The organism is Streptomyces sp. NPDC088812, from assembly GCF_044750285.1.
GTDB lineage: Bacteria > Actinomycetota > Actinomycetes > Streptomycetales > Streptomycetaceae > Streptomyces.
Genome location: NZ_JBIVJP010000023.1, coordinates 25,569 through 48,700 on the forward strand (window position 1 = coordinate 25,569; position 23,132 = coordinate 48,700).

Below are 23,132 nucleotides of genomic sequence, written 5' to 3' on the forward strand. Positions count from 1 at the left end.
GACGAGTTTGCACAGAGTGGCCGATCGGTCACTCAGCGTGGTGAAATGGTAACCGTGTCATAACGGCGAACCAGGGCCTGTGCCCGACACGCCGGGCAACTCGGCAAGGTTGTGGCAGGCTGCACCCGGGCAGGCCACACTCGACTAGCGGAAGCAGCGACGCACGTGACGTCGGCAGGCACCACCCGGGAGGTCCCCATGCCCGAACTGCGTGTCGTGGCCGTCTCGAATGACGGCACACGGCTGGTGCTGAAGGCTGCGGACAGCACGGAGTACACGCTTCCGATTGACGAGCGTCTGCGCGCCGCCGTCCGCGGCGACCGTCCCCGCCTCGGCCAGATCGAGATCGAGGTGGAGAGCCATCTCCGCCCCCGCGACATCCAGGCGCGTATACGAGCAGGTGCCACGGCGGAGGAAGTCGCGCAGATGGCGGGCATTCCCGTCGACCGCGTCCGCCGCTTCGAGGGTCCGGTTCTCGCCGAACGCGCCTTCATGGCCGAGCGTGCCCGCAAGACGCCCGTCCGCCGCCCCGGTGAGAACGCGGGACCCCAGCTCGGCGAGGCCGTCCAGGAGCGGCTGCTGCTGCGCGGCGCCGAGAAGGACACCGTCCAGTGGGACTCCTGGCGCCGGGACGACGGCACGTGGGAGGTCCTCCTCGTCTACCGGGTCGCGGATGAACCGCACTCGGCTAGCTGGACGTACGACCCGCCGCGCCGGCTCGTCCAGGCCGTCGACGACGAGGCCCGGTCCCTGATCGGCGAGTCCGACGACCTGGCCGCTCCGGAGCCCAGCTTTCCGTTCGTGCCGCGCATCGCCCGGCTGCCGCGCGACCGCTCGATGGACCGCGCTCTCGAACGGCCGACGCTGCCCGCGCAGGCCTCCGAACCGGCCGAGGAGAGCACCGGCGAGCGGGAGCGGGACTCGCTGACCAGCCTGCTGGAGGCGGTCCCGAGCTTCCGCGGCGACCTGGTCGTGCCCGAACGGCCGTCGGAGGAACCGGAGGAGCCCGCCGAGGAACCGGTCGAGGAGGAGCCCCCGGCACCCGCCGCGTCCGCCGGCTCCGCCTACGCCGACGTCCTCATGCCGCGTTCCGTCACCAGCCACCGCGACCGCCTGGTCGGTGCCACCGACCGCCAGGCCGAGGCCGACGGCGTCCGTCCGGGCCGCCGTGCGGCGGTGCCGAGCTGGGACGAGATCGTGTTCGGCACCCGGCGCAAGAAGCAGGAGTAGGTCCCCAGGGACGTCGCCGGTTCGCACGAGGAGTCATACGTGAGGGGGGTCCGCACCGTTCGGTGCGGACCCCCGAGCGTGCCTCACATCACTGCGGGTCGGGACCCACGGCGACCGGTCGGGACGGGTCCGACGACCACTCCGACCACGAGCCGACGTACAGGGCCGCCGGAATGCCCGCCACCGCCAGCGCCAGTACCTCGTGGGCGCCGGAGACGCCGGAGCCGCAGTACACGCCCACCGCCGTGCCGTCGACCGCTCCCAGCGCCTTGAAACGGTCCCCGAGCTCCTCGGCGGGCAGGAACCGGCCGTCCGGGCCCAGGTTCTCGTTCGTCGGCGCGGAGACGGCGCCCGGGATGTGCCCGCCGACCGGGTCGATCGGCTCGACCTCACCCCGGTACCGCTCCCCCGCGCGGGCGTCGAACAGCACACCGGAACGGGCGAGCGCCGCGGCGCCGTCCGCGTCGAGGAGGCCGTCGGACGCGGGCACCGGCCGGAAGTCGCCCTCCGCCGGCACGGGCGCGTCCGTCGAGAGGTCCCCCGTCCAGGAGGGCAGCCCGCCGTCCAGGACGCGCACATCCGGGTGCCCCGTCCAGCGCAGCAGCCACCACGCGCGGGCCGCCGCCCAGCCCTGGCCTCCGTCGTACACGACCACCGGCCGGGCCGCCGACACGCCCGCCCGGCGCATCGCGGCGCCGAACTCCTCGACGTCGGGCAGGGGATGGCGGCCGCCCGTGCCGGGCGCTCCGGCCAGTTCCCGGTCCAGGTCGACGTAGACGGCGCCGGGCAGATGGCCGGAGGCGTACGCGGCGAGGCCGTCGAACGGCGGCTCCCCGGCCGCCTTCGCCACGCCGAGCTGCCAACGGACGTCGAGCACGACCGGCGGGTTCTCCCCCGCCAGGGCGCTCACGAGTTCGGATGCGGAGATGATGGCGTTCATGGCCCCATCCTTGCGCACGGGGTGGCCCCGCCGCCGAGGTCCGGCTACTCTGCTCCGCCGGACAGGACCGGTCACCTGGCGTGCAGAGTCGGGCACCTGCCGTACCAGTCGATCGGCAGTCGCCGGAAATATCACGGAAACGGATCATTAACTGCCTATCGGGCACCCTCCCGGCGCGGGCCGCGCTGCGGCGGCGCGCCCGGGGCGCGCGGCGTCCCGGGTGGTGCGAGCATCGGCACGAGGGCCGGAGGGCGGCAGCGACGCGGCCACCGCGAGGGGCCGAGGAGAGAGCGACGATGACCGAGGCACGTGGATCGGCCGGACGAGACGGCGAGGCACACGCCCGGTACGCACCCGGCACACCCTGCTGGGTGAGCCTGATGGTGCACGGACTGACCACCACCCAGGAGTTCTACGGCGGCCTGTTCGGCTGGGAGTTCCGGCCCGGCCCGCAGCAACTCGGCCCGTACGTGCGGGCCCTGCTGGACGGCCGTGAGGTGGCCGGCATCGGCCAGCTTCCCCCGGACCGCCGCCTGCCCATCGCCTGGACCCCCTACCTCGCCTCGGACGACGTCGACAGGACGGCCGAAACGGTGCGCCTGTGCGGCGGCACGATCGGAGTGGGCCCGCTGGACGCCGCCGAGGCCGGACGCATGGCCATCGGCTCCGACTCCTCCGGCGCCGTCTTCGGCATCTGGCAGGCGGCCGCCCACCTCGGCACGAACATCAGCGGCGTGCCCGGCACACCCGCCTGGAACGAACTGCTGACCTTCGAGTCGGCGAGCGTCGCCAAGTTCTACGAGACGGTGTTCGGCTACGAGCGGGAGCGCGCGGCCTCCGACGACACCGACTACGTCACCCTGCGCGTCGCCGGCCGCCCGGTCGCCGGCATCCGCGGCCTCGGCCGGACGCTGCCCCGTGAGCGGGGACCGCACTGGACGACGTACTTCGAGGTCGCCGACGTCGAGGAGGCGCTCGCTCTGCTGAGCGACCTGGGCGGGCAGGTCCTCGCACCGGCGCGCGACACGGCGCACGGCAGGGTGGCGACGGTGGCCGACCCGGAGGGGGCGCGGTTCGCGCTGGTCCGGAGCCCGCGCTGACGGAGACGGGGGGCGGGCCGGAGGCCGGCCCCCAAGTCGCTCGGGCAAGGGGGACCGACCGTCCCCCAGCCGTAACCCCGGCGGCTCGTGTGCCCCTCAGCCCGCTCCCAGGGCCGTCCTGGCTTCGCCGCCCTCCCAGCCGCCGGGGGTGCGCCACATCACGTCGATCGTGAACACATCACGGATGGAGTCGGCGGACCACGGTTCGGCCGGTGGTCCGGTGAGTACGAGACAGAGGTGGTCGATCTTGGCCGACCGGGTGTGGTCGACGCACCTGACGTCGACGACGGTGGAGGCCTCGGGCTGGCGGTCCGCGCGCAGGAGCGCCGCCATCAGTTCGAAGCGCACGGCTTCGTGGCGCAGGACGGCGGAACGCCCCTGACGTCGCCCCGGAACAGGTCAGCTGAGATCGATCACTCGTGCGGGCTGTCCCTTCCACACGTCGGGCGCTGCCGTGGCGATCACAGCCCCGTTCGGCCGCTTCGCCGTCGGCTCGACGGCATACCGGGCGTGAGCGGGAGCCCAGGACGTCTCACGGGCCACGGCGAGCGAGGCGGGCAGATCCAGGTCCAGCAGCGTGACGCCGGGAAGCGCGGCGACGTGCTCCGCCGTACCGGGCCGCACCCGATCGGCCTTCACCAGCGCACAAGCGGGGGCGTACAGGAACCAGCCCGCCTCGGAATGCGCACGGTGGATCAGGCGTGAGGCGAGCGTGTTTCCCCGGCCCGCCGCCACCATCGCCGTCTCGTCCAGGACGATGTGCAGACCCTCGGTCACCTGGGCCCCGCCTCACCGAGTCGTCGGTCCAACTCGGCGTCGAGTTCCACCTGTTCGCTCGCGCTCGAGTCATAGCCGTTCCATGCCCGTAGGGCGGCGCGTGCCTGGTCGGCGCGGGCGGCTCGTTCCTCGCTAGTGCTCTGACCGCATAGGTTCGCCGGTTCGGATGCCTTACAGGTTGTTCGCGTAGAAGCTGGTGAGTCGTTCGACGGCGGCGTCGACGTATGCGGGTTCGTCGTACATCTCGTAGTGGCCGGCGCCGTCGATCACCATGAGGTCGACGGGGTTGAGGGCCAGCTTCCACAGCTGCATGCCCATGTCGTAGGAACCGGTGTTGCCGATGCGTCCGGCGAGGACGACCTGCAAGGGCTGGGTCATGAGCCGATCGGCCAGGTGGAAGGCGTCGTAGCCCAGCAGGAGGGAGTCGCTGCGCAAGAGGCGCCGGTTCGTGGAGTGTTCGTTACCGCCGCGCTCGGTGCGGTAGTAGGTGACGGCCTGAGTGGTGTCGATGTCGGTCAGACCCGCTGCCGCGGCGTCCTCGAGGGTGTCGGGCAGCCAGTTCACGCGGGTCGTCTCGCCGGAGCGGGCCTCTTCGGTGCGTGCGCCCGCGAGGGCGTCGAGTGCAGCGGCCGGACCGTCGGGGGAGAAGCTGCGGAACGCGTTGCCGATGTTGACGGGGACGACCGTGCCGACCGCTTTGATGCGGTGGTCCGTGCGGGCGGTGTGGACGGCGTAGCCGCCACCGGCGCAGATGCCGAGGACGCCGATGCGCTGCGGGTCGATGCCGGGGGTCGTGGTGAGCAGGTCGATGGCGTAGGAGATGTCCTCGCCTCGGCGGTAGGGGTCTTCGAGGTCGCGGGGCTCGCCCTGGCTCTGGCCCTGGTGGGCGGGGTCGAGGACGAGCGCGGCGATGCCCCGGGCGGCGAGACGGGAGGCGTAGTTGGCGCCGATCTGCTCCTTCACGCTGCTGCCCGGGGTGGAGAGCACCACGGCGCGCAGCGGTGCGCTGCTGTCGGCGTTGTCGGGCAGGTGGAGGTCCGCGGCGAGGTCGATGGGACCGCGCGGGATCGTGAGGTACTGGATCACGCCTGGCTTCCTTCGTGAGATTGTTGTTCCATAGAAGTCCAGTACAAGACGATGTCTTGTACGATCTGGAACTAATACGAAACTGTACCACCTGGAATGGAGGATCGCATGTCGGTCAACGGGGCGCAGCTGTGGACGCTGAACCAGCGGCTGCTGGCAGTCGTGATGGATGCCTGCACGGAGGAGCTGGCCGAGCTCGGGCTGGAGACGAAGGAGTTTTTCGTCCTGGCCGAGGTGGAGGCATCGCCGTACCCGGCCGAGATCGCGACCGCGCTCCTGCTGCCCAAGGCCAGCGTGACGGTCTACGTCCGCAACCTCGTCACCAAGGGCTTCATCCGCCGCGAGATCGACGAGGCGGACCTGCGGCGTCACCGGCTCGTACTGACCGACGAGGGCACGAAAGCACGCGATCGAGCACTTGCAGCCCTCGCGGCGGAGTACGACCGCAGGCTGGCGAGGGTCACCCCCCAGGACCGCGTTGAGCTGCAACGCATCCTCAAAGCGATGCTCGCCTCGCCCGCGTCAGCCCGTATGCGCGAGTGATTCGCCTGTCCGGTGCCCTGCTGCACCATCGGGCTGCGACCGCATGGATTCGTCAGACCGTTCAGGCTGCGGCTGCGAGGGGGCATCCGCCCCAACGAATGCCCTTCTCGCTGCGGACGCGAGCGCGTTCCCGGCGTTGTGCGGCGAGTATGTCGGGGTGGCGGGCGTTGGCATTGCGCCAGCGCAGGTAGGCGTGCAGCGCCCGGGTCTGCACCGTGTGATGCGGATGGTTGGAGTTGGCGAGGGTGAACTGCCGCAGCGGGCCGAAGTGCGCCTCGATCGGGTTGGCCCAGGACGCGTAGGTCGGGGTGAAGCACAGCTCGACCTTGTTCTTCTTCGCCCAGCGGCGGATGTCCGCGCCGGTGTGGGCGGACAGGTTGTCCAAAATGATGTAGATCGGGGCACCGTCGGGCCGGGCGGCGCGGATCGACTTCAGCGCGGCCAGCGTGTTGGCGGTGCCCTTGCGGCGGTGGTTGACGCCCCACAGCCGGTCGTCGCCGACGGAGTAGCAGCCGTGGAAGTAGGTCACGCCGTGCGTGCGGCGGTAGGTCGCCGGTAGACGGTCGGGCTTGCCCTGCCTCGCCCAGCAGGAACCTGTGGTCGGCCTGATGCCCAGGGGCCCGAACTCGTCGAAGGCGAAGACTCGGTCCGGGAAGTGCTCCAGCACGTGCTCGATGCGGTCGAGCTTGGCGTCGCGCTCGAGGTCGGGCGACTCCTTCCATGTCTTGGTGCGCTGGAAAGTGATGCTGCGGCGCAACAGCAGGCACCGTAAGGCTTCACGGCCGATACGGATGACGCGTCCGTGCACGCGGCGCAGGTAGGCGGCGAGTTTACGGACCGACCAGCGGGTGAAGGGCTGGCCAAGCTTGGTGGGGCGGGTGGTGGCCGTCCGGACGACGAAGTCCTCGTCGTCAGGGCTGAGCAGGCGGGGACGGCCTCCCGCCCATCGAGGGTCCAGACAGGCCAGGCCGATCTCGTTGAACCGGTGGATCACGTCCCGCACCGTGTCCTCGTCGGCCTGGACCAGCTGGGCGATCACCGGGACGCGGTTCCCGCCGGCCGACGCGAGCAGCATCATCGCCCGCCGACAGCGCACCGAGCCTGTACTTCCCCGGCGCACGATCTGCTGCAACTTCTGCCCCTCCTGATCGGTCAGTCGGCGCACCTTTACAGGCTCAGCCACCACACCTCCAGCGGTCGGAACGGACGTCATCGCCCATCCAACCGTTCCAACCGCCAACCCGGCGAACCTTCCCGGTCAGAGCACTAGTGAGCAGGGTTTCGGCGAGGTGCGACAGGTAGCCCCGCAGGGACATGCCCTCGGAGGAAGCTATCCGGGCAAGCCGGTCGCGGGCTTCGACGGGGATGCGGATGGTGGCGTCGGACATGCGGACCTCCTCACCCATCGAGGGTACGGGTACGGGTACGTACCGGTACCGGCGGATTCCCCAGCCCCGAGCTGGCTCACCACTCACCAGGCGACGGAAGGAGGCACTCCGCCCAGACGGTCTTGCCCGGTCCGTCCGGGCACGGGTGCCAGTCCCAGCGGGCCGCGAGCTGCGAGACGAGGAGCAGTCCGCGGCCGGTCTCCTCGGTGCCGTCGCCGGCGTGTTCGGGGGCGGTGGGGCGGCGGGGACGGCGTTCGGTGCGGGTGTCGGTGACCTCGACGCGTACGGTGCGGCCGTCGGGGGTGGCGTGGAGGCGGAGGCGGAAGTCCCGGCCGGGGACATGGCCATGGCTCACAGCGTTCGCGGTGAGCTCGGCGACGATCAGCACGATCGCGTCGTGCGGGTCGGTGCCGTACAGGATGCCCCACGCGTCCAGTCGGTCGGCCGCGAGGCGGCGGGCGAGGCGGGCTCCGCGGGGTGTGGAGGTGAAGCACATCCCGAAGGAGCGGCCCGGTGGCGTGGGCGCCTTCAAGGAGGTGCAGGGAGTGGTGGGTTGGGTGATGGGTTGGGTGGTGTCGGTGGGATTGATGGGTTTCGTCGTCACGCCCCTCACGATCCCGTCGGTCGCGTAGCGTGACCAGTGGTGACGCAGCGACAGGGGCGGCTGTACGCGCCATGTCCGCGCGAGTACGCGCTGCGCGCCGTGACGGCGCCCCGGGCCGGGGCGTTGGGGCAAGGAGGCGGTGATGGACATGGCGGAGCGCGAGGACGCGGTGGCGGAGGCCGAGGCGGCTTCCGGATCGCAGGAGAACGGCAACTCGGGAACGGTCGTGAGCCTTGGAGACGGCTGGGACAACGACGACGGCCGGGCGGCGACCGGAGGAGGACGCCGGGCGAGGCGTCGTCGTCGCGTTCGGGCAGACCATGAAGACGCTGCGGCTGCGGGAGGGCCTGGAGCGCGGGGAGTTCGGACGGCGGCTCGGCTACTCGGCGTCCACGGTCGCGTCGTTCGAGCAGGGGCGGAGGATTCCGTCACCCCGGACGATCGAGCGGGCCGACGAGGTGCTGGGGGCGGGCGGGTTGCTGTGCCTGTGGAAGGAGCAGGTGGAGCGGGCGCAGTATCCGGTGTTCTTCCAGGGGATGGCCGCCTTGGAGAAGGAGGCCATCGAGCTGGTCGCCTACGACACCCTGGTGGTCAAGGGTCTGCTCCAGACCGAGGATTACATGAGGGCACTGCTCGCCATGAGGCGTCCCCCTCTGGACGAGGAGATCATCGAGCAGCGAGTGACTGCGCGTTTGGCCCGGCAGGACATCTTCGACCGTCGGCCCGCTCCACTCCTGAGCTTCGTGCTCGACGAGGCGATCCTGCGGCGCCCCTACGGAGGCAAGGCCGTGCTGCGCGGGCAGTTGGAGAACCTGCTGCTGATCGGGCAGAGGCGCAACGTCGAGATCCAGGTCATGCCGGTCGACCGGGAGGACAACGCCGGTGTGAACGGACCGTTCACCGTGGTGACGCGGAAGGACGGCAAGAAGTTCGTGTATGCCGAGGCACAAGGCATCGGCTCGCTACAAACCGACCCGGAGCAAGGGGTTCTGGCCGCCGCCCGCTATGGGATTATCCGATCACAGGCTCTCAGTCCGCGAGAGTCACTGGAGCTCATCGAAGGGTTGCTGGGATCGCTATGAACAACGCTGAGTCCTCGACCGTCGCCTCCGGCCTCGCCTGGTTCAAGAGCAGCTACAGCGGAACCGAGGGCGGTGATTGTGTAGAGGTTGCGCCTGCTACGGCAGTTGTGCACGTCCGGGACTCGAAGGCCGAGGCCGGTCCCATGCTCACGGTCTCGCGTGAGGCCTGGGCGGGGTTCGTCGGGCTGGCCTCGTCGGAGGCGTCCGTCTGACCCTTGTACGGGCGTGAGAGCCCTGCCGGTTCCTTTCGGACGGCAGGGCTCTCGTATGCCGGGGAACGGCGCTTCGGATCACACCGTGAGCTTGACCGCTTCGATCCACGAGTCGTTGTCCCAGGTGCCGGCGTAGCTGAAGTTGTACGTGGTGGAGCCGGGGTCGTTGCACACCGAGCTGGTCCAGCCGTCGTCCTTGACGTAGGCGGACTGGCAGACGGTGCTGGCGCCGTCATCGACGTTGATGATGTGCCCCAGCATGTTCGGGGCGTCCTTCTCGGTGCTTCCGACGTAGTTGTCGACGCCGTCGGCGGCACTCGACCAGGGACCGGGGTAGTACCCCTCGCCATTGGTCGACGCGGGGTTATGGACGTAGGCGTTGCCGGATGTGCCGTTGGTTGCGGACACGGCGACGTTGACGGCCTTGAGCGGTGTCCCCGAGCCCGCCGAGCCCGCCGTCACGCCGTCGCACACGGCCTCGGACCAGCCCTGGTCCGACGTATAGACGCGGTAGCAGATGTGCCGTGCGCTCGGGTCCTTCGCGGCCAGTTGCAGGACCGCGGTCGCCGCGGTCTCCTCCTGTGCCTCGGTCTCCTCCTCCTCGGAACCACCACCCCCGGACCCGTCTCCGGCTCCGTCTCCGTCTCCGTCGGCCTGCTGTGTCTCGGCCGTGACCGGGGGTGCCGTGACGTCGGCGGACGGGGCCTTCGGTGCCTCTGGGGTCGGTGAGGCGGAAGGCGGCAGCGTACTGATGGCGGCTTGTTCGAGCCTTTCGGTGGCGGCGCTGCGCACCTGGGGCTTGTAGGCGATCCACAGCATCACGGCCGTGATCGCCAGCGCCATGGAGAAACTGAGGAAGACCGCCAGCCAGCGCGGCAGGAAACCCCGCTGCACATACGTGCCCTCCACGGCCAGCGGCGGCACACCCGACCGCTGCACCGCCAGGGTGTAGGGCCGGTTCTCCGCCGACCCGAACCAGGTGATCTGCCGCGGCTTCAGCGTCGTCTCCACGAACGCCGCGCGGCCCGGCTCGATCTGCACATTGCTCGGACGTATCTCGTACGACAACTGATCACCGTTGTCGCTGCCGCTCACCGACGCCGTCAGCTTCGTGTTGCCCAGGTTGTCCACGGCCAGTCTCGGACGGCCACGGAAACGGCCCTTCACCGTCGGCGGCACCAGCTCCGCCCGCATTTCCGTGAACGGAGTGATGGTGAGGTTCCCCTCGGGAACCGTCGTCGCCTCCGGATGCTCCGTCGGCGTGATCCGCACCGCGTACGGATTCGGCCCCGCCGTCGCGTCCGGCGTACGCGGCGGAGCGAACGTCAGCTCCACCGACCCCGTCGTCCCCGGATACAACCGCAGCGACTGCGGCTCCACGACGGTATAGGGGGCGACAGAGCCCACCGCCTCGAAGCGGTACTCGTCCACCACGTCACCGGTGTTGCGCAGACGCAGCCGTACCGTCGTACTGCCACCCGGGTCCACGGTCGCGGAGGCGGGTTCGAGGGAAGTCCAGAGGCTCACTCCCGGACTTTAAACGCAGCAAAGGCGCCGAGTCAGGAAGCAATGGGGCAAGAAGAGTGCCCGAAGAGGCGGGACCGGCTGCCCCGCTCTCAGTGGGCGTCAAGTTCGTTCGGGAGAGCCGGCGGGGATGCGCACGGTCTCCACCCAGCCCGGGGGCTGGGGTGCCTCGGGGCCGATCAGGGCGGCGACGAGGCGGCAGGACGGAGTTTCGTCGGGCCAGGGCGTGTACCCGTCGGTGAGGACGACGACGATGCCCGGGCGGTCCCGGGCGGCGAGGGCGGCGGCGATGCCGACGCGCATGTCCGTGCCGCCACCGCCGCCGAGGGCGATCTGCTCGGTGGCCGTCACCCGGGAGACGGCGTGCACGTCGGCGTCGCAGGCGAGGACGGTGACGCGGTTGCCCCGTACCCCGACCTCGCGCAGGACGCCCGTGACCTCGCCCAGGGCGGCGGCGAGTTCCGCGTCGCCCATCGAGCCCGAGGTGTCGACGACGACGGCCACCCGGGGCAGCGGACGGCGCAGGCTCGGCAGGACGACGCCGCGCAGCGCCGGTGTGCGGCGCGACGGGCGGCGGTAGGTGTAGTCGACGGCCCCGCCGGCCCACGCGGCGGCCTCCCGGACGGCGCCGGACAGCGCCTGCCGCCAGTCCACCGTGGGTTCGAGGACCTCCTCGGCCCAGCGCTGCCAGCCCGCGGGCAGGGTGCCGCGGCTGCGCTGGTGGGCGCGCATCGCCTCGGCGGTGTGCCGGCGCAGCGCCTGGGCCTCGACCTCGCCGAGCCGGGCGGGGCCCGCCGATGCCGGGAGTTCCCAGGGCGTGGGACAGCCGTGGGCGCCCGATCCGCAGTCGTGTCCGCGTACGTGCGCCGGCAGCCGCTCCAGGTACGCCTCGAACAACTGACCGGCGGGCAGGCCGAAGAGGCGGGGTTCGGCGCGCCCGTCGGGCAGGCGCAGACCGTCGGCGAGGAGGTCGTCGTTGATCTCGCAGTCCTGCGCGACGTTGACGCGGTGCCGGTCGCGCTGGTCGGCGGCGGGGAGCCGGTCGGCGCGGCCGTGGTGGTCACGCAACAGGTGCGCCACCTCGTGCACCCACACGCCCGCGAGCTCCTCCACGGGGGTCGCGTCGACGAAGGCGGGTGACACGTAGCAGCGCCAGTGCCGGTCGACGCCCATCGTCGGCACCTCGGGGCTGGGCACGAGGGTCAGGGCGTACAGGGCCGACGCGAGATACGGCCGGTCGCTCGCCGCCCGGTAGCGGGCAGCGAGCAGCTTCGTCATGTCCAGGTCCCCGCGGGATGCCGGCATGCCCGCGCGCCTCACCGGCCGCCGGGCAGGGCCCCGGACATCTGTAGCAGGTCCAGGAAGCCGTCGATGCCGGCCGGCACGGGCCAGTCGAGCCGGCGCATCGCCGCCAGGTCGGTGGCGGCCCGGGCGGCCACGTCCGGCACGCCCGCGTCCACCGCCTTGGCCAGGACCGTCCAGCCCGCCTCCCAGCGGGGCCGGGTGAGATCGCTCTGGATGGCGGCGACCACCGCGATGAGGAAGGCCAGTTGGCGGTCGCCGCGCTCGGGCAGCGCGAACGCCTCGGGGTCGGCGAGGACGCGCTCGGGGTCCGGCAGGTCGAGGTTCTCCAGGTACGACAGCAGTTCGATGCCCGCGCCGTCCCCGACGGCGCCGGTGAGCGCGGCGGCCAGCGCCTCGCGGCCGGCGCCGGTCGCGTACCCCGTCGCGAGCAGCCGCAGTGCCATCTCCCAGGTGCGCGGGGACGGCCAGGAGCGACCCCGGCTCTCGGCGTCGGCCGGGATGTGGTGGACCAGGCCCGGCCGGGCGGTGAGGAAGCCGGAGACGGCGCCGCGGGCCCGCGCGACGGCGCCGGGCACCTTGGCCGGGTCGACCGCGGGGACGGCCACCTCCGGCCAGGTCCCCGCCATGCCGCGCGCGACGGTGCGGGGATCGTGGGTCCAGTCGAGGTGGACGAAGCGGTTGGCGAGCGGCGGGCTCAGGTGCCAGCCGTCCGCGGCGCTGGACGGCGGATTGGCGGCGGCGACGATGCGCACCGCGTCGGGCAGGAGGAGGCTGCCGACCCGGCGTTCGAGGACGACCCGCAGCAGCGCGGCCTGCACCGCCGGAGGCGCCGAGGACAGTTCGTCGAAGAAGAGCAGGCCCTGCCCGGCACGGGTCAGCCGGACCGCCCAGTCGGGCGGGGCCATGGGCACACCGGTCACGGCGGGGTCGTCCCCGACGATCGGCAGCCCGGCGAAGTCCGACGGCTCGTGCACGCTGGCGATGACCGTCTCCAGCGGAAGGCCGAGCCCCGCGGCGAGCTGCTCCAGACCGGCCGACTTGCCGATGCCCGGTTCACCCCACAGCAGGACGGGCTGATTGGCCGTCACGGCCAGGGCGAGGGCCTCCAGTTGGGGGTTGGCGGCGGGTTCGGTGCGCCGGGTGCGCAGCCTGCCGACCAGGTCGTCCGCGGCGGCCAGCGGGTTCGCCCCGGTCCGGGCGGCGGTGGGGGTGGTGGGGGCGGTGCTCACAGGTCCTCGTCCTCGCCGTCGTTCTCGTCCTCGCCGTCGTTCTCGTCCTCGCCGTCGTCGTCCTCGTCGTCGTCCTCGTCGTCCTCTTCCCTCTCGTCCATCCACTCGTCCCACCAGTCGGCGCCGACGCCCGGGTGTTCCTTTTGGACGCGCTCCTGGAGGAAGGCCAGGTCGTGGCGCTTGTAGCGGCGGACGGTCTGGGCCAGTGAGAGCTCCGACTCGTCGACCACGTCGATCCGGGCGCCGACGGCGAGGAACGCCTCCACGAGGGCTCTGGAACCACCGTCGTTGACCGCCACGAACAGCGGTGTGCGGTGCCGGTGGTCCAGCGCCTCGAGGTCTAGTCCCTCGGCGAGCAGCCGGGGCAGGAGCGGCTCGTGGTCGAGCTGGTGCAGCACGTGGAGCAGCGTGCGCCCGCCGGCGTCGCGGACCCGGGGGTCCACGCCCGCGTCCAGGAGGGCGAGCACGCCGTGGGTGTCGCCGTGCTGGGCGCGCAGGAAGAGGTCCTGGCGCTGGGCGCGCAGCGCCTTCGGCAGCCGGCCTTCGCCCGACGTCCACGTCTGCTGGACGGCGAAGCACCCGGCGACGGCGCCGCCGAACGCGCGCAGGGCCTGCTCGCGCCGCTGTTCGTCGTCGCTGTGCGGCATGGTCAGCAGACCGCCCGGGCGGAATCCCACCTCGTGCCATGCGCCGCGGCACCTGACCCGGACGGGGGCGGGCGTGGCGGGACCGGGCGGGCCCACGGGACCGCCGGTGACGTCGAGGGCGGGGAACAGCGCCTCGCGGACCAGTGGGTGCAGATGCTGCGGCTCGACCCCGCCGGCCCGCATCAGGTCGAGGTCGGGGAGCCTGCGCCAGAGGGCTTCGGCCAGGAAGGGCACGTTCTCCGTGTCGCCCTGGTCGGCGGCCCTGGCCCGCAGCCCGGTGCCGGGACCGGACGCCGCCGGCTCCAGCAGGACGTTCGTCCGCCAGTCGCCGGCGATGACGAAGCGGTCCCCGAGGCCCTGGTCCGCCAGTCGGCGGATCTCCGGCGCCAGGCGGGTGTGGTCGAGCGCGAGTCCGCCGATGAGCTGCTCGGGGTCGACCCGGTACCAGCCGGGGCCGGTCGGGGGTGTCAGGTCGAGTTCGATCCCGGCCACCGCGAAGGCCGCCCGGACGTCGCCGTTCTGGTGCAGCAGGGTGACCCACTCGGCGCGGGCCGCCGGGTCCGCCGGGCCGGGGTCGGCGGTGGGCAGTTCGTCCGCGGTGCGCGGCCTGCCGTCGGGGTGGAAGAACGGCGGCCGTTCGCCGCCGCACCGCGAGGCCAGTCCGGCGGTGTGCCGGGCGTCCCACAGGTACCGGGCGTGGCGCCAGTCCTCGGTGAGGCGCCCGAAGACGCCTACGGCCTTCTCGCCCACGCCCGTCCCGAACCGCAGGGTGATCCGCTGCGGGCCCTCGATCATCTCGGGCGTGGTGAGGTGGAGGTAGGGCGTGGAGCGGGGGCGTTCGGCCGCGTCCACCGGACGGTAGCGGGCGAGGACCACGGTCCGGCTGGTGTCGAGTGTGGTCCGCCCGCCGAGCAGCCGGGGCAGGTGCCAGCGCACCAGGTCCGGTACCAGGTGGCGAAGGTCGTCCTCCAGAGCCGCGGCGACGTCGTGGCCCCAGTGTTCGGCGACCTCCGGCAGGTCGACGGCGACGTCCACGCCGGCCGCCGCGCACGCCCCGCGCCAGTCGCCGGCCGCACGGCGTTCGGCCGCGCGCTCGATCATGTCCCGGGGCACCGCGTAGCGGCGGATCCGCCGTCGGCTCGCCGCCTCCTCAGGAGGGAAGCTCAGGAGTTCGGGGCGGGGGCGGGGGCGGGGGCTCAACGGTAGACACTTCCTATCGCGCGCAGGTCCGGGTGGGCCCCGGCCGCAGGCCGCAGGCGCCGGCCGAAGGACCGCTTGACCTTCCGGGGCAGACCGGGGCCCAGACCGACGTACTCCAGCGGCGAGTCGTCCGGCACGGCCGCCAGCAGGGACTTCGCGCCCCGACCGGTGAGCCCGGTGTGGCACAGCTCCAGCCGGCGCAGGGGGCTGCCCGGGAGCGCGGCGGCCAGCGCGCGGGCGCCGTCGTCGCCGGTGGAGTTGGTGGTGGCGCCGAGGCTCCGCTCGGACATCGGCCGGCCGAGGTCGAGCGCCTCGATCCCGGCCAGGGCTCCGGCGAGGGCGCGCGCGCCGGCGGGGCCGATGCCGTTGCCGCCCAGTCCGAGACGTACGGGCCGCGTGGAGTCGGCCGCGGCCGCGAGGACGGCGGCACCTTCGTCGCCGAGGTGGTTGGCGGGCAGGTACAGCTCGCGCACCCCCGCGTCGCGGATCAGTGCCGCCAGCAGCCCGGCGGCCTCCGCGGTCAGGCCGTTCCCGCCGAGGAAGAGGCGTTCCACCGGGCGGGGGCGGCTGGTGAGGGCGTCGAGCAGGGCGCGCAGCCCCTCGGTGGTGAGGCCGGTGTTGACCAGGTCGAGGGTGCGCAGCGTGGTGTTGCGGCGGAGCATCGCGGCGAGGGCGAGGGCGCCGTCATCGCCCACCGGATTGCGCTTGAGCCACAGCGCGCGGACCGTGTCGTCCGTCGACAGCGCGGTGGCGAGCGCGCCGGCTCCTTCCGGGCCGATGCGATTGCAGCCGAGGTAGAGCGTGCGCAGGCCGTGGCCGTCGAGGAGTGCCCGCGCGACCGTCGTGGCTCCCTCGTCCCCGATGGAGTTGGTGCCGAGCAGGACGTGCGCGGCGTGCGGGGAGGAGGCGGCGACGGGCATCAGGCGGGCGGCTCCGGCCGGGCCCAGCCCCTGCTTGCACAGGTCGACCCGTCCGTCGGCGCGCACGGTGCCGAGGGGGAAGGTCTCGTCGGTGTCGACCGTCTGCGCCGACCTCAGCCGGGCCAGCAGCGGGTCCAGCCGGGTGGGATCGACGACCGGGATGTCCGGGTGTTCGATCGCCGGGCAGCGTACGGGTGTCGGCTGCGTCATCACCACTCCACCGGTCCATCGCCGGTGCCCGGCTCGCCGAGGGCGGCATCGCCCCCCGCCCGCCCAGGACGGACCGACGCCTATCGATTTCCTCCACGACAAGGGCGGCAAGGCTGGCCGGATTCGAACCGACGTCCTCCAGCTCGATGCTAGGGCGCGACGACCTCTGCGCTACAGCCTTGCCTGGGGTGATCATAGCCATATTCGTTGCGGCGGCGAGGAGTTGTCGGCGACTTCGGCGCCCGGGAACCGGCCTCGGGCAACCGGCCTCCGGGCAACCGGCCTCCGGGCAACCGGCTTCCGGGCAACTGGCCTCCGGGCAACTGGCTTCCGGGCAACCGGCTTCCGGGCAACGGACATGCCGGCGGTGCCTGCCGCGGGCGGCGGTTCGCGACGCGCCGTCGACCGGCGCGGTGCGCGCGTGCCGGCTGAGCGGGGATCAGGCCGGTGTGACCGGCAGCACGTCGGGGGAGAGTGCCGCGGCCCGGGCCGTCGCCGCCGTCATGCGGCGGCGGTGGTGGCGGCGGCAGAGCACCTCGTACCCGACGGTGTCGGCCTGGTCGACGTCGCCGACGACGACCTGGGCCCCCTCGACGACCATCACGCCGCCGACCGTGCGGGCGTTGTGGGTGGCGCGGTCGCCGCACCAGCACAGCGCCTCGACCTGGAGGACCTCGACCCGGTCGGCGAGTTCGACGAGCCGCTGCGAGCCGGGGAACAGCTTGGAGCGGAAGTCGGTCGTGATGCCGAAGGCGTAGACGTCGATGCCGAGGTCGTCGACCACCCGCGCGAGCTGGTCGATCTGCTCCTCGGCGAGGAACTGGGCCTCGTCGGCGATCACGTAGTCCGCCCGCCCGCCGTGGGAGAGGTGGTCGACGAGGTGGGCGTACAGGTCCTGTCCGTCCTTGACCTCGACGGCGTCGGTGACCAGGCCGAGGCGGGAGGAGAGCTTGCCCTCGCCCGCGCGGTCGTCGCGGGTGAGGATCATGCCCTGGAGGCCGCGCGCGGAGCGGTTGTGCTCGATCTGGAGAGCCAGCGTCGACTTCCCGCAGTCCATGGTTCCGGAGAAGAAGACCAGCTCGGGCATGGGGGGATGAGCACCTTTCGGCGAAGGAGAACGGGGATGCGGCGCTTCAGGAGCGTACTTCGAGCAGCGGGACGAGCTGCTCGGCAGGGGTCATCGAGCCGTGGTTGCCGACCATGGCCGACTCGTTGGGCTCCCGCTGGGAGGCGATGAGCAGGACGTCGTCCCGGGCGGCGGCGATCACGTCGCCCAGGCGGGCGTACACGCGCTCGTCGATCCCGGCGGGCGGTCCGAACCAGCCCGCGTCGATCGCCTCGTCCCGCGAGGCCACCCAGAACTGCTCGCCGAGCACCTCGCGCCAGCAGGTCAGGACGTCGTTCTCGGCGCCCGGTACGGCGTAGACGTGCCGGGCGCGGCCCTCGCCGCCCAGCAGGGCGACTCCCGCGCTCAGCTCCCAGTCCTCGTCGAAGTCGATGCGGTGCTGTTCGTCGAAGGGCACGTCGACCATGCCGTGGTCGGCGGTGACGTAGAGCGCGCTGCGCGGCGGGAGCTGCTCGGCGAGGCGCTGGACGAGCCGGTCGACGGTCATGAGCTGGCCGCGCCAGGTGTCGGAGGCGACGCCGTAGCGGTGACCGGCGCCGTCGAGTTCCGAGTAGTACGTGTAGACCAGGGAGCGGTCGCCGGCCGCGAGCCGGGCGGCCGCCAGGTCCATCCGCTCCTCGCCGGTCAGGCGTCCGAGGAACGTTCCGCCGCTGAGCGCGACCTTGGTCAGGGGGGTGTTCTCGAAGGTGGGCGAGGACACCTGCGCGGCGTGCACACCGGCCGCGGCCGCCAGCTGGAACACCGTGGGGTGCGGCTGCCAGGCGCGCGGCTCGGTCCACGGCTGCCAGCGCAGCTGGTTCATCAGCTCGCCGGTGGCGGGATCGCGCACGGTGTAGCCGGGCAGGCCGTGGGCGCCCGGCGGGAGGCCGGTGCCGACGGAGGCCAGGGAGGTGGCGGTGGTCGCCGGGAAGCCGGCGGTGAGCGGGCGGCCGGTGCCGCCGCGCGAACTGCCGAGGAGTGCGTGCAGGTAGGGCGCCTCGTCCGGGTGGGCCTTGAGCTGTTCCCAGCCGAGGCCGTCGATCAGGAAGACGCAGGCGCGGTCGGCCGGGGCCAGTTCGCGGATCGCCGCGGTCATACCGGGTACGCCCATGCCGGCGGCCAGCGTGGGCAGCAGGTCGGCGAGGGAGCCGGTGCCGTACTCGGGGACGGGGGCGGAGGAGAGGGCGAGGGGTTCCGGGTGGTCCCAGACGGGCTGAGCCATCAGCGGGTGGGGTCCGCGGTCGCCTCGGAGAGCGCCTGGGCGAACACGAGGGCCTGGCGCACCGTCTCCGGTCCGTCCCCGGCCTCGCTGACGCGCAGGCTGAGGTCGTCCGCCGTCGAGTTGCCGGTGTAGCCGTGGTCGGCGTCGCAGTTCGGGTCGCCGCAGGCGGCGGGCTCCAGGTCGATGCGCGACACGGCGCCCCAGCCGATCGTCAGCACGACCTCGCGGGGCAGGGTGCCGGGCGTGTACGACTCGGGGTTGGCGACCACGCGGCTGACCACGACGGACGAGATCCGGCCGAGCTTCACGGACTCGGTGGACGTCGTGGCGTAGGGGGTCGGGGAGGTGGTGTCGGCGGCCTGCTCGTCGGTGTGGCTGACGATGAAGCGGTTGCCGGTGAGGACCAGCACGGTCACGTGCCGGCGGACCTCGTTCTGGTCGAAGGTGGTCTCCTGGTGGACCAGGTACGACCGGATGGGCTCGCCGCCCACGGCGGCCTCCACCGCCTCGGCCACGAGGGCCGGGTAGTAGCCGCTGCGCTCGATCGCCGCACGCAGCCCCTGGGTCGTCGTACTGGTCTTGGCCATGCGGTCCATCCTACGGGGACCCACTGACTGCGAGGGACCTCTCACGACCGAGGGGAAACCTCACGTCCCCCGGGAGCGTCCGGGCGCGGGGAGCCGCGTGACACCGGGTGCGTCCAGGGCGATCCAGAGGCGCGGCCCAGGCCAGAGGCGCGGCCCAGGCCAGAAGCAGCGAGCCGGCCGCGTCCGCCGGGAGTGTCCGGATGTGGGTCCTGGGGGGCGGGAGTGCTCGGGGGCGAGCGCACCGGGGGTGCCCGGGACGGGGAAACTCAGGGGCGCCGGGAACCACCCGGGTGTGGGGACCCAGGGGGCACGCGCGTGTGGGGCACGCGCGTATGGAGGACCCCGGGGAGCACCGGGTGCCTTCGGGCACGGGGAACCAAGGGGCGCCGGGAACCACCCGGGTGTGGGGCACGCGCGTGTGGAGGACCCAGGGGGCACCGGGTGCCTTCGGGCACGGGGAACCAAGGGGCGCCGGGAACCACCCGGGTACGGGGAACCCAGGGGGCACTCGCATGTGAGGAACCCCGGGGGGAACCGGAGCACCCGCACGTGGGGGACCCGGGGCACCGGGTGCCCGTCGGACGGGAGAACGACGCGAGAACCCCGAGGGCGCCGAGGGCGCCGAGGACGCCGGGAAGCGCGCGGCGGCGGGGCTTCGGGCGGGGCCGTCGGGAAGCGCTCGCGGTCGTCAGTACGCCGGGAGGGTCCGCGGGCCGAGGTCGTCGCGGGCGGGTGGGGGCGCGAGACGGACGGAGGCACCCAGGACGCTCAGGCCGTGCGGGGCGACGACGACCGGTTCCAGCGTGACGGCGACGACCTCGGGGTGGTCGTCGACCAGCCGGGAGACGCGCAGCAGCAGCTCTTCGAGCGCGGGTGTGTCGACGGGGGCCGAGCCGCGCCAGCCGAACAGGAGCGGTGCCGTCCGGATCGAGCGGACCAGGGACGTCGCGTCACGGTCGGTGACCGGGACCAGGCGGTGCGCCATGTCGCCGAGCAACTGGGAGGCGGCGCCGGCCAGCCCGAACGAGAGCACGGCTCCGGCCGCCGGGTCGATGACGGCCCGGACGACGGTGTCCACCCCGCGCGGGGCCATGGCCTGGACGACCGGACGCACCTCCTGCGGCCTGCCGAAGAGGCCGGTCAGCTCGGCGTAGGCCCGGCGCAGCTGCTCCTCGTCCGCGAGGTCGAGCCGGACGCCTCCGAGGTCGGCGCGGTGACGCAGGTGGGGGGCGGTGGCCTTGAGGGCGACGGGGTAGCCGAGGGCCCGGGCGGCCCGCGCGGCCTCGTCCGGGGTCGGGGCCGGGGTCGCCCGGCGTACGTCGATGCCGTACCGGCCGAGCAGCGCGCAGGTCTCGTCGGTGCCGAGGGTGAGGCCCTGCCCGCGCGCGAGGAGGCCGACGATCAGCTCGGCGGCGCCCTTCTCGTCGATGTCGTCGTACTCGGGCACCTTGCCGGGGTCGGCGGCCTCGCGGCGCCACTGCGCGTACTTCACGGCCTCGGCGAGGGCGCGGACCGCGCGTTCGGCGGCCGGGTAGGCGGGGATGAGGTGGGCGCCCTCAGGGGCCTCTGCCTCAGGGGCCTCTGCCACACGGGCCTCGGTTACGGGGGCCTCGGTCGCAGGGGCCTTGGCCACAAGGGCGGGGACCGGGACGGCGGTGTCCGGGGACCCCGGCGCCGCCGTTCCCGGGGCAGGCGCCGCCGTTCCCGGGGCAGGCGCCGCGGCCCGGGGGCGGGGGGCGGTGCTCGTGGCGGCCGACAGTGCCTCCGCGAGGCCGCCGAGCTCCACGTGCACCACGAGGACCGGCTTGGCGGGGCCGGTGGCCGCGGCCGAGCGCAGCGCCTGCGCCAGCTCCGCGTCACCGGGCGACGCCTCGCCGATCGCGGGGATGGCCGTCACCACGACCGCGTCGCAGGTCTCGTCGGCCAGGGCGCCCGTCAGCGCCGTGTGGAAGTCCTCCGCCGACGCCTCCGTGGTCAGGTCCCGCGGCGGCAGCGGGCGCAGCCCCTCGGCGAGGCACGCGTCGTACGTCAGCAGGCCGAGCGACTCGGAGTTGCCCAGGATGGCCACCCGGGGGCCGCCCGGCAGCGGCTGGCGGGCGAGCAGCAGGCCGGCGTCGACCAGTTCGGTGATGGTGTCGACGCGGATCACGCCGGCCTGCCGCAGCAGCGCCGACACCGTGGCGTGCGGCAGCCGGGTGGCGCGTACGGCGTGCCCCTGGGGGGCGGATCCGGCGCCCTGCACCACCACCAGCGGCTTCGCCGCCGCCGTACGCCGGGCCAGGCGGGTGAACTTGCGGGGGTTGCCGATGGACTCCAGGTACATGAGGGCGACGTCGGTGTCGGGGTCGTCGTACCAGTACTGGAGGACGTCGTTGCCTGAGACGTCCGCGCGGTTGCCGGAGGAGACGAACGTGGACACGCCGGTGACGCCGGTGACTCCTCCGCCCCGGCGGTGCAGACGGGAGAGAAGGGCGATGCCGATGGCACCGGACTGGGCGAACAGGCCGATGCGGCCGGTGCGGGGCATCTGCGGAGCCAGCGACGCGTTCAGCCGCACCCCGGGTGAGGTGTTGATGACGCCGAAGGCGTTGGGACCGATGATCCGCATGCCGTACGCGCGCGCGTGCCGCACGAGTTGGCGCTGGCGCTCGCGTCCGTCGGGACCGCTCTCGGCGTAGCCGGCGGAGAGGACGACGAGTCCCTGCACGCCGTGCTCGCCGCACTCGGCGACGACCTCGGGCACCTGCTCGGCGGGGACGGCGACGACCGCGAGGTCGACGGGGCCGTCGACCTTGCGCACCGAGCGGTGGGCGGGTATCCCGTCGAGTTCTTCCAGGTCCTCGGGGAACGCCTTGTTCACGGCGTACAGACGGCCGGTGAAGCCGGCCTGCCGCAGGTTGCCGAGGACGCTGCGGCCGACGCCGCCGGGGGCGCGGCCGGTGCCGACGACGGCGACCGAGCCGGGCACCAGCAGCCGGCGCACGGAGCGGGCCTCGGCGCGCTGCTCCCGCGCGCGCTGGACGGCCAGGGAGCGCTCGGTGGGTTCGAGGTCGAACTCCAGGCGGACGACGCCGTCCTCGAAGCTGCGTTTCTGGGTGTACCCGGCGTCCGTGAACACCTTGATCATCTTGGTGTTGGCGGGGAGCACCTCGGCGGCGAACCGGCGGATGCCGCGCTCGCGCGCCACGGCCCCGATGTGCTCCAGGAGCGCGGAGGCCACACCCCTGCCCTGGTGGGCGTCCTGCACGAGGAAGGCGACCTCGGCCTCGTCGGCCGGGGCGGAGGCGGGCATGCCGTCGGCGCCGATGCGGTCGTAGCGTACGGTGGCGATGAACTCGCCGCCGACCGTGGCCGCGAGTCCCACCCGGTCCACGAAGTCGTGGTGCGTGAAGCGGTGGACGTCCTTGGCGGACAGACGCGGGTAGGGCGCGAAGAAGCGGTAGTACTTCGACTCGTCCGAGACCTGCTCGTAGAAGCTGACCAGGCGCTCGGCGTCGTCGACGGTGATGGGGCGGACGCGCGCGGTGCCGCCGTCGCGCAGCACCACGTCGGCTTCCCAGTGGGCGGGGTACTCGTGCCGGTCCGGCGCGCTCTGCATGGGGCCCAGAGTACGGCTCGCGTACGACAACGGCGCGGGGCACTCTGTGGAGGACGGAACGTCGGGCCGAGGCCGCGGCCCGGCGACCACGGCGGCACGGGACAGCACCGTTCCGGGCACGCTTCACGTGTGGAACACTGGTCTAGACAACCCTGAACACCGAAGGGCAGCAACACATGGCTGAGCGCCGCGTCAACGTCGGCTGGGCCGAGGGCCTCCACGCCCGCCCCGCCTCCATCTTCGTCCGAGCCGCCACGGCCGCAGGCGTCCCGGTGACGATCGCCAAGGCGGGGGGCAACCCCGTCAACGCGGCCTCCATGCTGGCCGTCCTCGGCCTGGGCGCCCAGGGCGGCGAGGAGATCGTCCTGGCCTCCGAGGCCGAGGGCGCGGACATCGCCCTCGACCGGCTGGCCAAGCTGGTCTCCGAGGGGCTCGAGGAGCTTCCCGAGACCGTCTGAGCCCCGCTCACCGCGCGCACGCAGCCGCGCCGCCCCCACCGGGCGGCGCGGCTCCGCCCTTTTCGGAGGCGCGCCGAGGGATTCGGAGCCCTGCCGAGGGGTTCGGAGGGCCTGCCTGCCGACAGATGCGGAGCCCTGCCGAGGGTTCGAGGGCCTGCCGAGGGT

Annotated in this window: 22 protein-coding genes and 1 tRNA gene; 6 read left to right on the forward strand and 17 right to left on the reverse strand. The window is 72.9% G+C overall.

All coding sequences use genetic code 11. The features are described 5' to 3' along the window. Positions 1-198: 198 nt before the first annotated feature. The gene (gene sepH / locus ACIP67_RS33105) at positions 199-1,230 is read left to right on the forward strand and encodes a septation protein SepH (protein WP_401696737.1); all 1,032 of its coding nucleotides are present in this window, start codon (positions 199-201) and stop codon (positions 1,228-1,230) included. Between the two features lie 88 nt (positions 1,231-1,318). Here sepH and ACIP67_RS33110 read toward each other — a convergent pair whose 3' ends face one another. Continuing rightward, the gene (locus ACIP67_RS33110; RefSeq protein WP_401696738.1) at positions 1,319-2,170 is read right to left on the reverse strand and encodes a sulfurtransferase; all 852 of its coding nucleotides are present in this window, start codon (positions 2,168-2,170) and stop codon (positions 1,319-1,321) included. A gap of 296 nt (positions 2,171-2,466) precedes the next feature. On the opposite strand from ACIP67_RS33110, the gene ACIP67_RS33115 reads away from it, so the two are divergent. Continuing rightward, a complete protein-coding gene (locus tag ACIP67_RS33115; protein ID WP_401696739.1) occupies positions 2,467-3,270 on the forward strand; it encodes a VOC family protein in 804 nt (267 codons plus the stop codon). A 96-nt stretch (positions 3,271-3,366) separates the two neighbouring features. On the opposite strand, the gene ACIP67_RS33120 is transcribed toward ACIP67_RS33115, so the two are convergent. The 3 genes from ACIP67_RS33120 to ACIP67_RS33130 form a co-directional block, all read right to left on the reverse strand. Beyond that, positions 3,367-3,618 carry a hypothetical protein gene (locus ACIP67_RS33120; protein WP_401696740.1) on the reverse strand — a complete coding sequence of 84 codons (252 nt, stop codon included), beginning with the start codon at positions 3,616-3,618 and terminating at the stop codon, positions 3,367-3,369. A 51-nt stretch (positions 3,619-3,669) separates the two neighbouring features. Continuing rightward, positions 3,670-4,047, reverse strand: a complete 378-nt coding sequence (locus ACIP67_RS33125) for a hypothetical protein (RefSeq protein WP_401696741.1) — start codon at positions 4,045-4,047, stop codon at positions 3,670-3,672. Between the two features lie 171 nt (positions 4,048-4,218). Further along, positions 4,219-5,133: an alpha/beta hydrolase gene (locus tag ACIP67_RS33130; protein WP_401696742.1), complete on the reverse strand. Its 915-nt coding sequence runs from the start codon at positions 5,131-5,133 to the stop codon at positions 4,219-4,221. Positions 5,134-5,241: 108 nt separating this feature from the next. Between ACIP67_RS33130 and ACIP67_RS33135 the strand changes: the two genes are divergently transcribed. After that, positions 5,242-5,676, forward strand: coding sequence for a MarR family winged helix-turn-helix transcriptional regulator (locus ACIP67_RS33135; protein WP_401696744.1), 435 nt, complete (start codon positions 5,242-5,244; stop codon positions 5,674-5,676). Positions 5,677-5,737: 61 nt separating this feature from the next. Here ACIP67_RS33135 and ACIP67_RS33140 read toward each other — a convergent pair whose 3' ends face one another. The 3 genes from ACIP67_RS33140 to ACIP67_RS33150 form a co-directional block, all read right to left on the reverse strand. Next, positions 5,738-6,859, reverse strand: a complete 1,122-nt coding sequence (locus ACIP67_RS33140; protein ID WP_401696746.1) for an IS630 family transposase — start codon at positions 6,857-6,859, stop codon at positions 5,738-5,740. Beyond that, positions 6,852-7,064, reverse strand: coding sequence for a hypothetical protein (locus ACIP67_RS33145; RefSeq protein WP_401696748.1), 213 nt, complete (start codon positions 7,062-7,064; stop codon positions 6,852-6,854). Before ACIP67_RS33145 ends, ACIP67_RS33140 begins: the two co-directional genes overlap by 8 nt. Positions 7,065-7,140: 76 nt before the next feature. Further along, complete coding sequence (locus ACIP67_RS33150) at positions 7,141-7,668, reverse strand: ATP-binding protein (protein ID WP_401696750.1); 528 nt, start codon at positions 7,666-7,668, stop codon at positions 7,141-7,143. A gap of 320 nt (positions 7,669-7,988) precedes the next feature. On the opposite strand from ACIP67_RS33150, the gene ACIP67_RS33155 reads away from it, so the two are divergent. Together ACIP67_RS33155 and ACIP67_RS33160 are read left to right on the forward strand one after the other, a co-directional pair. Further along, complete coding sequence (locus ACIP67_RS33155; RefSeq protein WP_401696945.1) at positions 7,989-8,750, forward strand: helix-turn-helix domain-containing protein; 762 nt, start codon at positions 7,989-7,991, stop codon at positions 8,748-8,750. After that, positions 8,747-8,962, forward strand: coding sequence for a DUF397 domain-containing protein (locus ACIP67_RS33160; RefSeq protein ID WP_401696751.1), 216 nt, complete (start codon positions 8,747-8,749; stop codon positions 8,960-8,962). The genes ACIP67_RS33155 and ACIP67_RS33160 overlap by 4 nt, the downstream gene beginning before the upstream one ends. A 78-nt stretch (positions 8,963-9,040) precedes the next feature. Here ACIP67_RS33160 and ACIP67_RS33165 read toward each other — a convergent pair whose 3' ends face one another. The 10 genes from ACIP67_RS33165 to ACIP67_RS33210 all read right to left on the reverse strand — a co-directional run bounded on the left by ACIP67_RS33165 (position 9,041) and on the right by ACIP67_RS33210 (position 22,509). Next, positions 9,041-10,489 carry a hydrolase gene (locus ACIP67_RS33165; protein ID WP_401696752.1) on the reverse strand — a complete coding sequence of 483 codons (1,449 nt, stop codon included), beginning with the start codon at positions 10,487-10,489 and terminating at the stop codon, positions 9,041-9,043. A 99-nt stretch (positions 10,490-10,588) separates the two neighbouring features. Continuing rightward, positions 10,589-11,791 carry a VWA-like domain-containing protein gene (locus ACIP67_RS33170; RefSeq protein WP_401696754.1) on the reverse strand — a complete coding sequence of 401 codons (1,203 nt, stop codon included), beginning with the start codon at positions 11,789-11,791 and terminating at the stop codon, positions 10,589-10,591. A gap of 11 nt (positions 11,792-11,802) precedes the next feature. Continuing rightward, positions 11,803-13,020, reverse strand: coding sequence for an AAA family ATPase (locus tag ACIP67_RS33175; protein WP_401696755.1), 1,218 nt, complete (start codon positions 13,018-13,020; stop codon positions 11,803-11,805). Then, complete coding sequence (locus tag ACIP67_RS33180; RefSeq protein ID WP_401696757.1) at positions 13,017-14,867, reverse strand: ankyrin repeat domain-containing protein; 1,851 nt, start codon at positions 14,865-14,867, stop codon at positions 13,017-13,019. The genes ACIP67_RS33175 and ACIP67_RS33180 overlap by 4 nt, the downstream gene beginning before the upstream one ends. After that, entirely contained in the window at positions 14,864-15,997 is a 1,134-nt protein-coding gene (locus ACIP67_RS33185) for a gala protein (protein WP_401696759.1), read from the reverse strand. Before ACIP67_RS33185 ends, ACIP67_RS33180 begins: the two co-directional genes overlap by 4 nt. Positions 15,998-16,105: 108 nt before the next feature. Beyond that, positions 16,106-16,178, reverse strand: a tRNA-Arg gene (locus ACIP67_RS33190). A gap of 258 nt (positions 16,179-16,436) precedes the next feature. Continuing rightward, the gene (locus tag ACIP67_RS33195; protein ID WP_401696760.1) at positions 16,437-17,084 is read right to left on the reverse strand and encodes a thymidine kinase; all 648 of its coding nucleotides are present in this window, start codon (positions 17,082-17,084) and stop codon (positions 16,437-16,439) included. A gap of 46 nt (positions 17,085-17,130) precedes the next feature. Then, entirely contained in the window at positions 17,131-18,324 is a 1,194-nt protein-coding gene (locus ACIP67_RS33200) for an alkaline phosphatase family protein (RefSeq protein WP_401696762.1), read from the reverse strand. Next, on the reverse strand, positions 18,324-18,920 hold the full coding sequence (locus ACIP67_RS33205; protein ID WP_401696764.1) for a DUF5998 family protein: 597 nt from the start codon (positions 18,918-18,920) through the stop codon (positions 18,324-18,326). The genes ACIP67_RS33200 and ACIP67_RS33205 overlap by 1 nt, the downstream gene beginning before the upstream one ends. Before the next feature lie 679 nt (positions 18,921-19,599). After that, on the reverse strand, positions 19,600-22,509 hold the full coding sequence (locus ACIP67_RS33210) for a GNAT family N-acetyltransferase (protein ID WP_401696765.1): 2,910 nt from the start codon (positions 22,507-22,509) through the stop codon (positions 19,600-19,602). A gap of 176 nt (positions 22,510-22,685) precedes the next feature. Here ACIP67_RS33210 and ACIP67_RS33215 point away from each other — a divergent pair, with 176 nt between their 5' ends. Next, entirely contained in the window at positions 22,686-22,967 is a 282-nt protein-coding gene (locus tag ACIP67_RS33215; RefSeq protein WP_389515717.1) for an HPr family phosphocarrier protein, read from the forward strand. Positions 22,968-23,132: the final 165 nt, after the last annotated feature.

What these genes read in the sequence shown, in the direction of transcription:
- sepH (WP_401696737.1), top strand. Translation starts at nt 199, where the DNA reads ATGCCCGAACTGCGTGTCGTGGCCGTCTCGAATGACGGCACACGGCTG.
- ACIP67_RS33110 (WP_401696738.1), bottom strand. Translation starts at nt 2,170, where the DNA reads ATGAACGCCATCATCTCCGCATCCGAACTCGTGAGCGCCCTGGCGGGG.
- ACIP67_RS33115 (WP_401696739.1), top strand. Translation starts at nt 2,467, where the DNA reads ATGACCGAGGCACGTGGATCGGCCGGACGAGACGGCGAGGCACACGCC.
- ACIP67_RS33135 (WP_401696744.1), top strand. Translation starts at nt 5,242, where the DNA reads ATGTCGGTCAACGGGGCGCAGCTGTGGACGCTGAACCAGCGGCTGCTG.
- ACIP67_RS33145 (WP_401696748.1), bottom strand. Translation starts at nt 7,064, where the DNA reads ATGTCCGACGCCACCATCCGCATCCCCGTCGAAGCCCGCGACCGGCTT.
- ACIP67_RS33155 (WP_401696945.1), top strand. Translation starts at nt 7,989, where the DNA reads ATGAAGACGCTGCGGCTGCGGGAGGGCCTGGAGCGCGGGGAGTTCGGA.
- ACIP67_RS33160 (WP_401696751.1), top strand. Translation starts at nt 8,747, where the DNA reads ATGAACAACGCTGAGTCCTCGACCGTCGCCTCCGGCCTCGCCTGGTTC.
- ACIP67_RS33170 (WP_401696754.1), bottom strand. Translation starts at nt 11,791, where the DNA reads ATGCCGGCATCCCGCGGGGACCTGGACATGACGAAGCTGCTCGCTGCC.
- ACIP67_RS33185 (WP_401696759.1), bottom strand. Translation starts at nt 15,997, where the DNA reads ATGACGCAGCCGACACCCGTACGCTGCCCGGCGATCGAACACCCGGAC.
- ACIP67_RS33195 (WP_401696760.1), bottom strand. Translation starts at nt 17,084, where the DNA reads ATGCCCGAGCTGGTCTTCTTCTCCGGAACCATGGACTGCGGGAAGTCG.
- ACIP67_RS33200 (WP_401696762.1), bottom strand. Translation starts at nt 18,324, where the DNA reads ATGGCTCAGCCCGTCTGGGACCACCCGGAACCCCTCGCCCTCTCCTCC.
- ACIP67_RS33205 (WP_401696764.1), bottom strand. Translation starts at nt 18,920, where the DNA reads ATGGACCGCATGGCCAAGACCAGTACGACGACCCAGGGGCTGCGTGCG.
- ACIP67_RS33210 (WP_401696765.1), bottom strand. Translation starts at nt 22,509, where the DNA reads ATGCAGAGCGCGCCGGACCGGCACGAGTACCCCGCCCACTGGGAAGCC.
- ACIP67_RS33215 (WP_389515717.1), top strand. Translation starts at nt 22,686, where the DNA reads ATGGCTGAGCGCCGCGTCAACGTCGGCTGGGCCGAGGGCCTCCACGCC.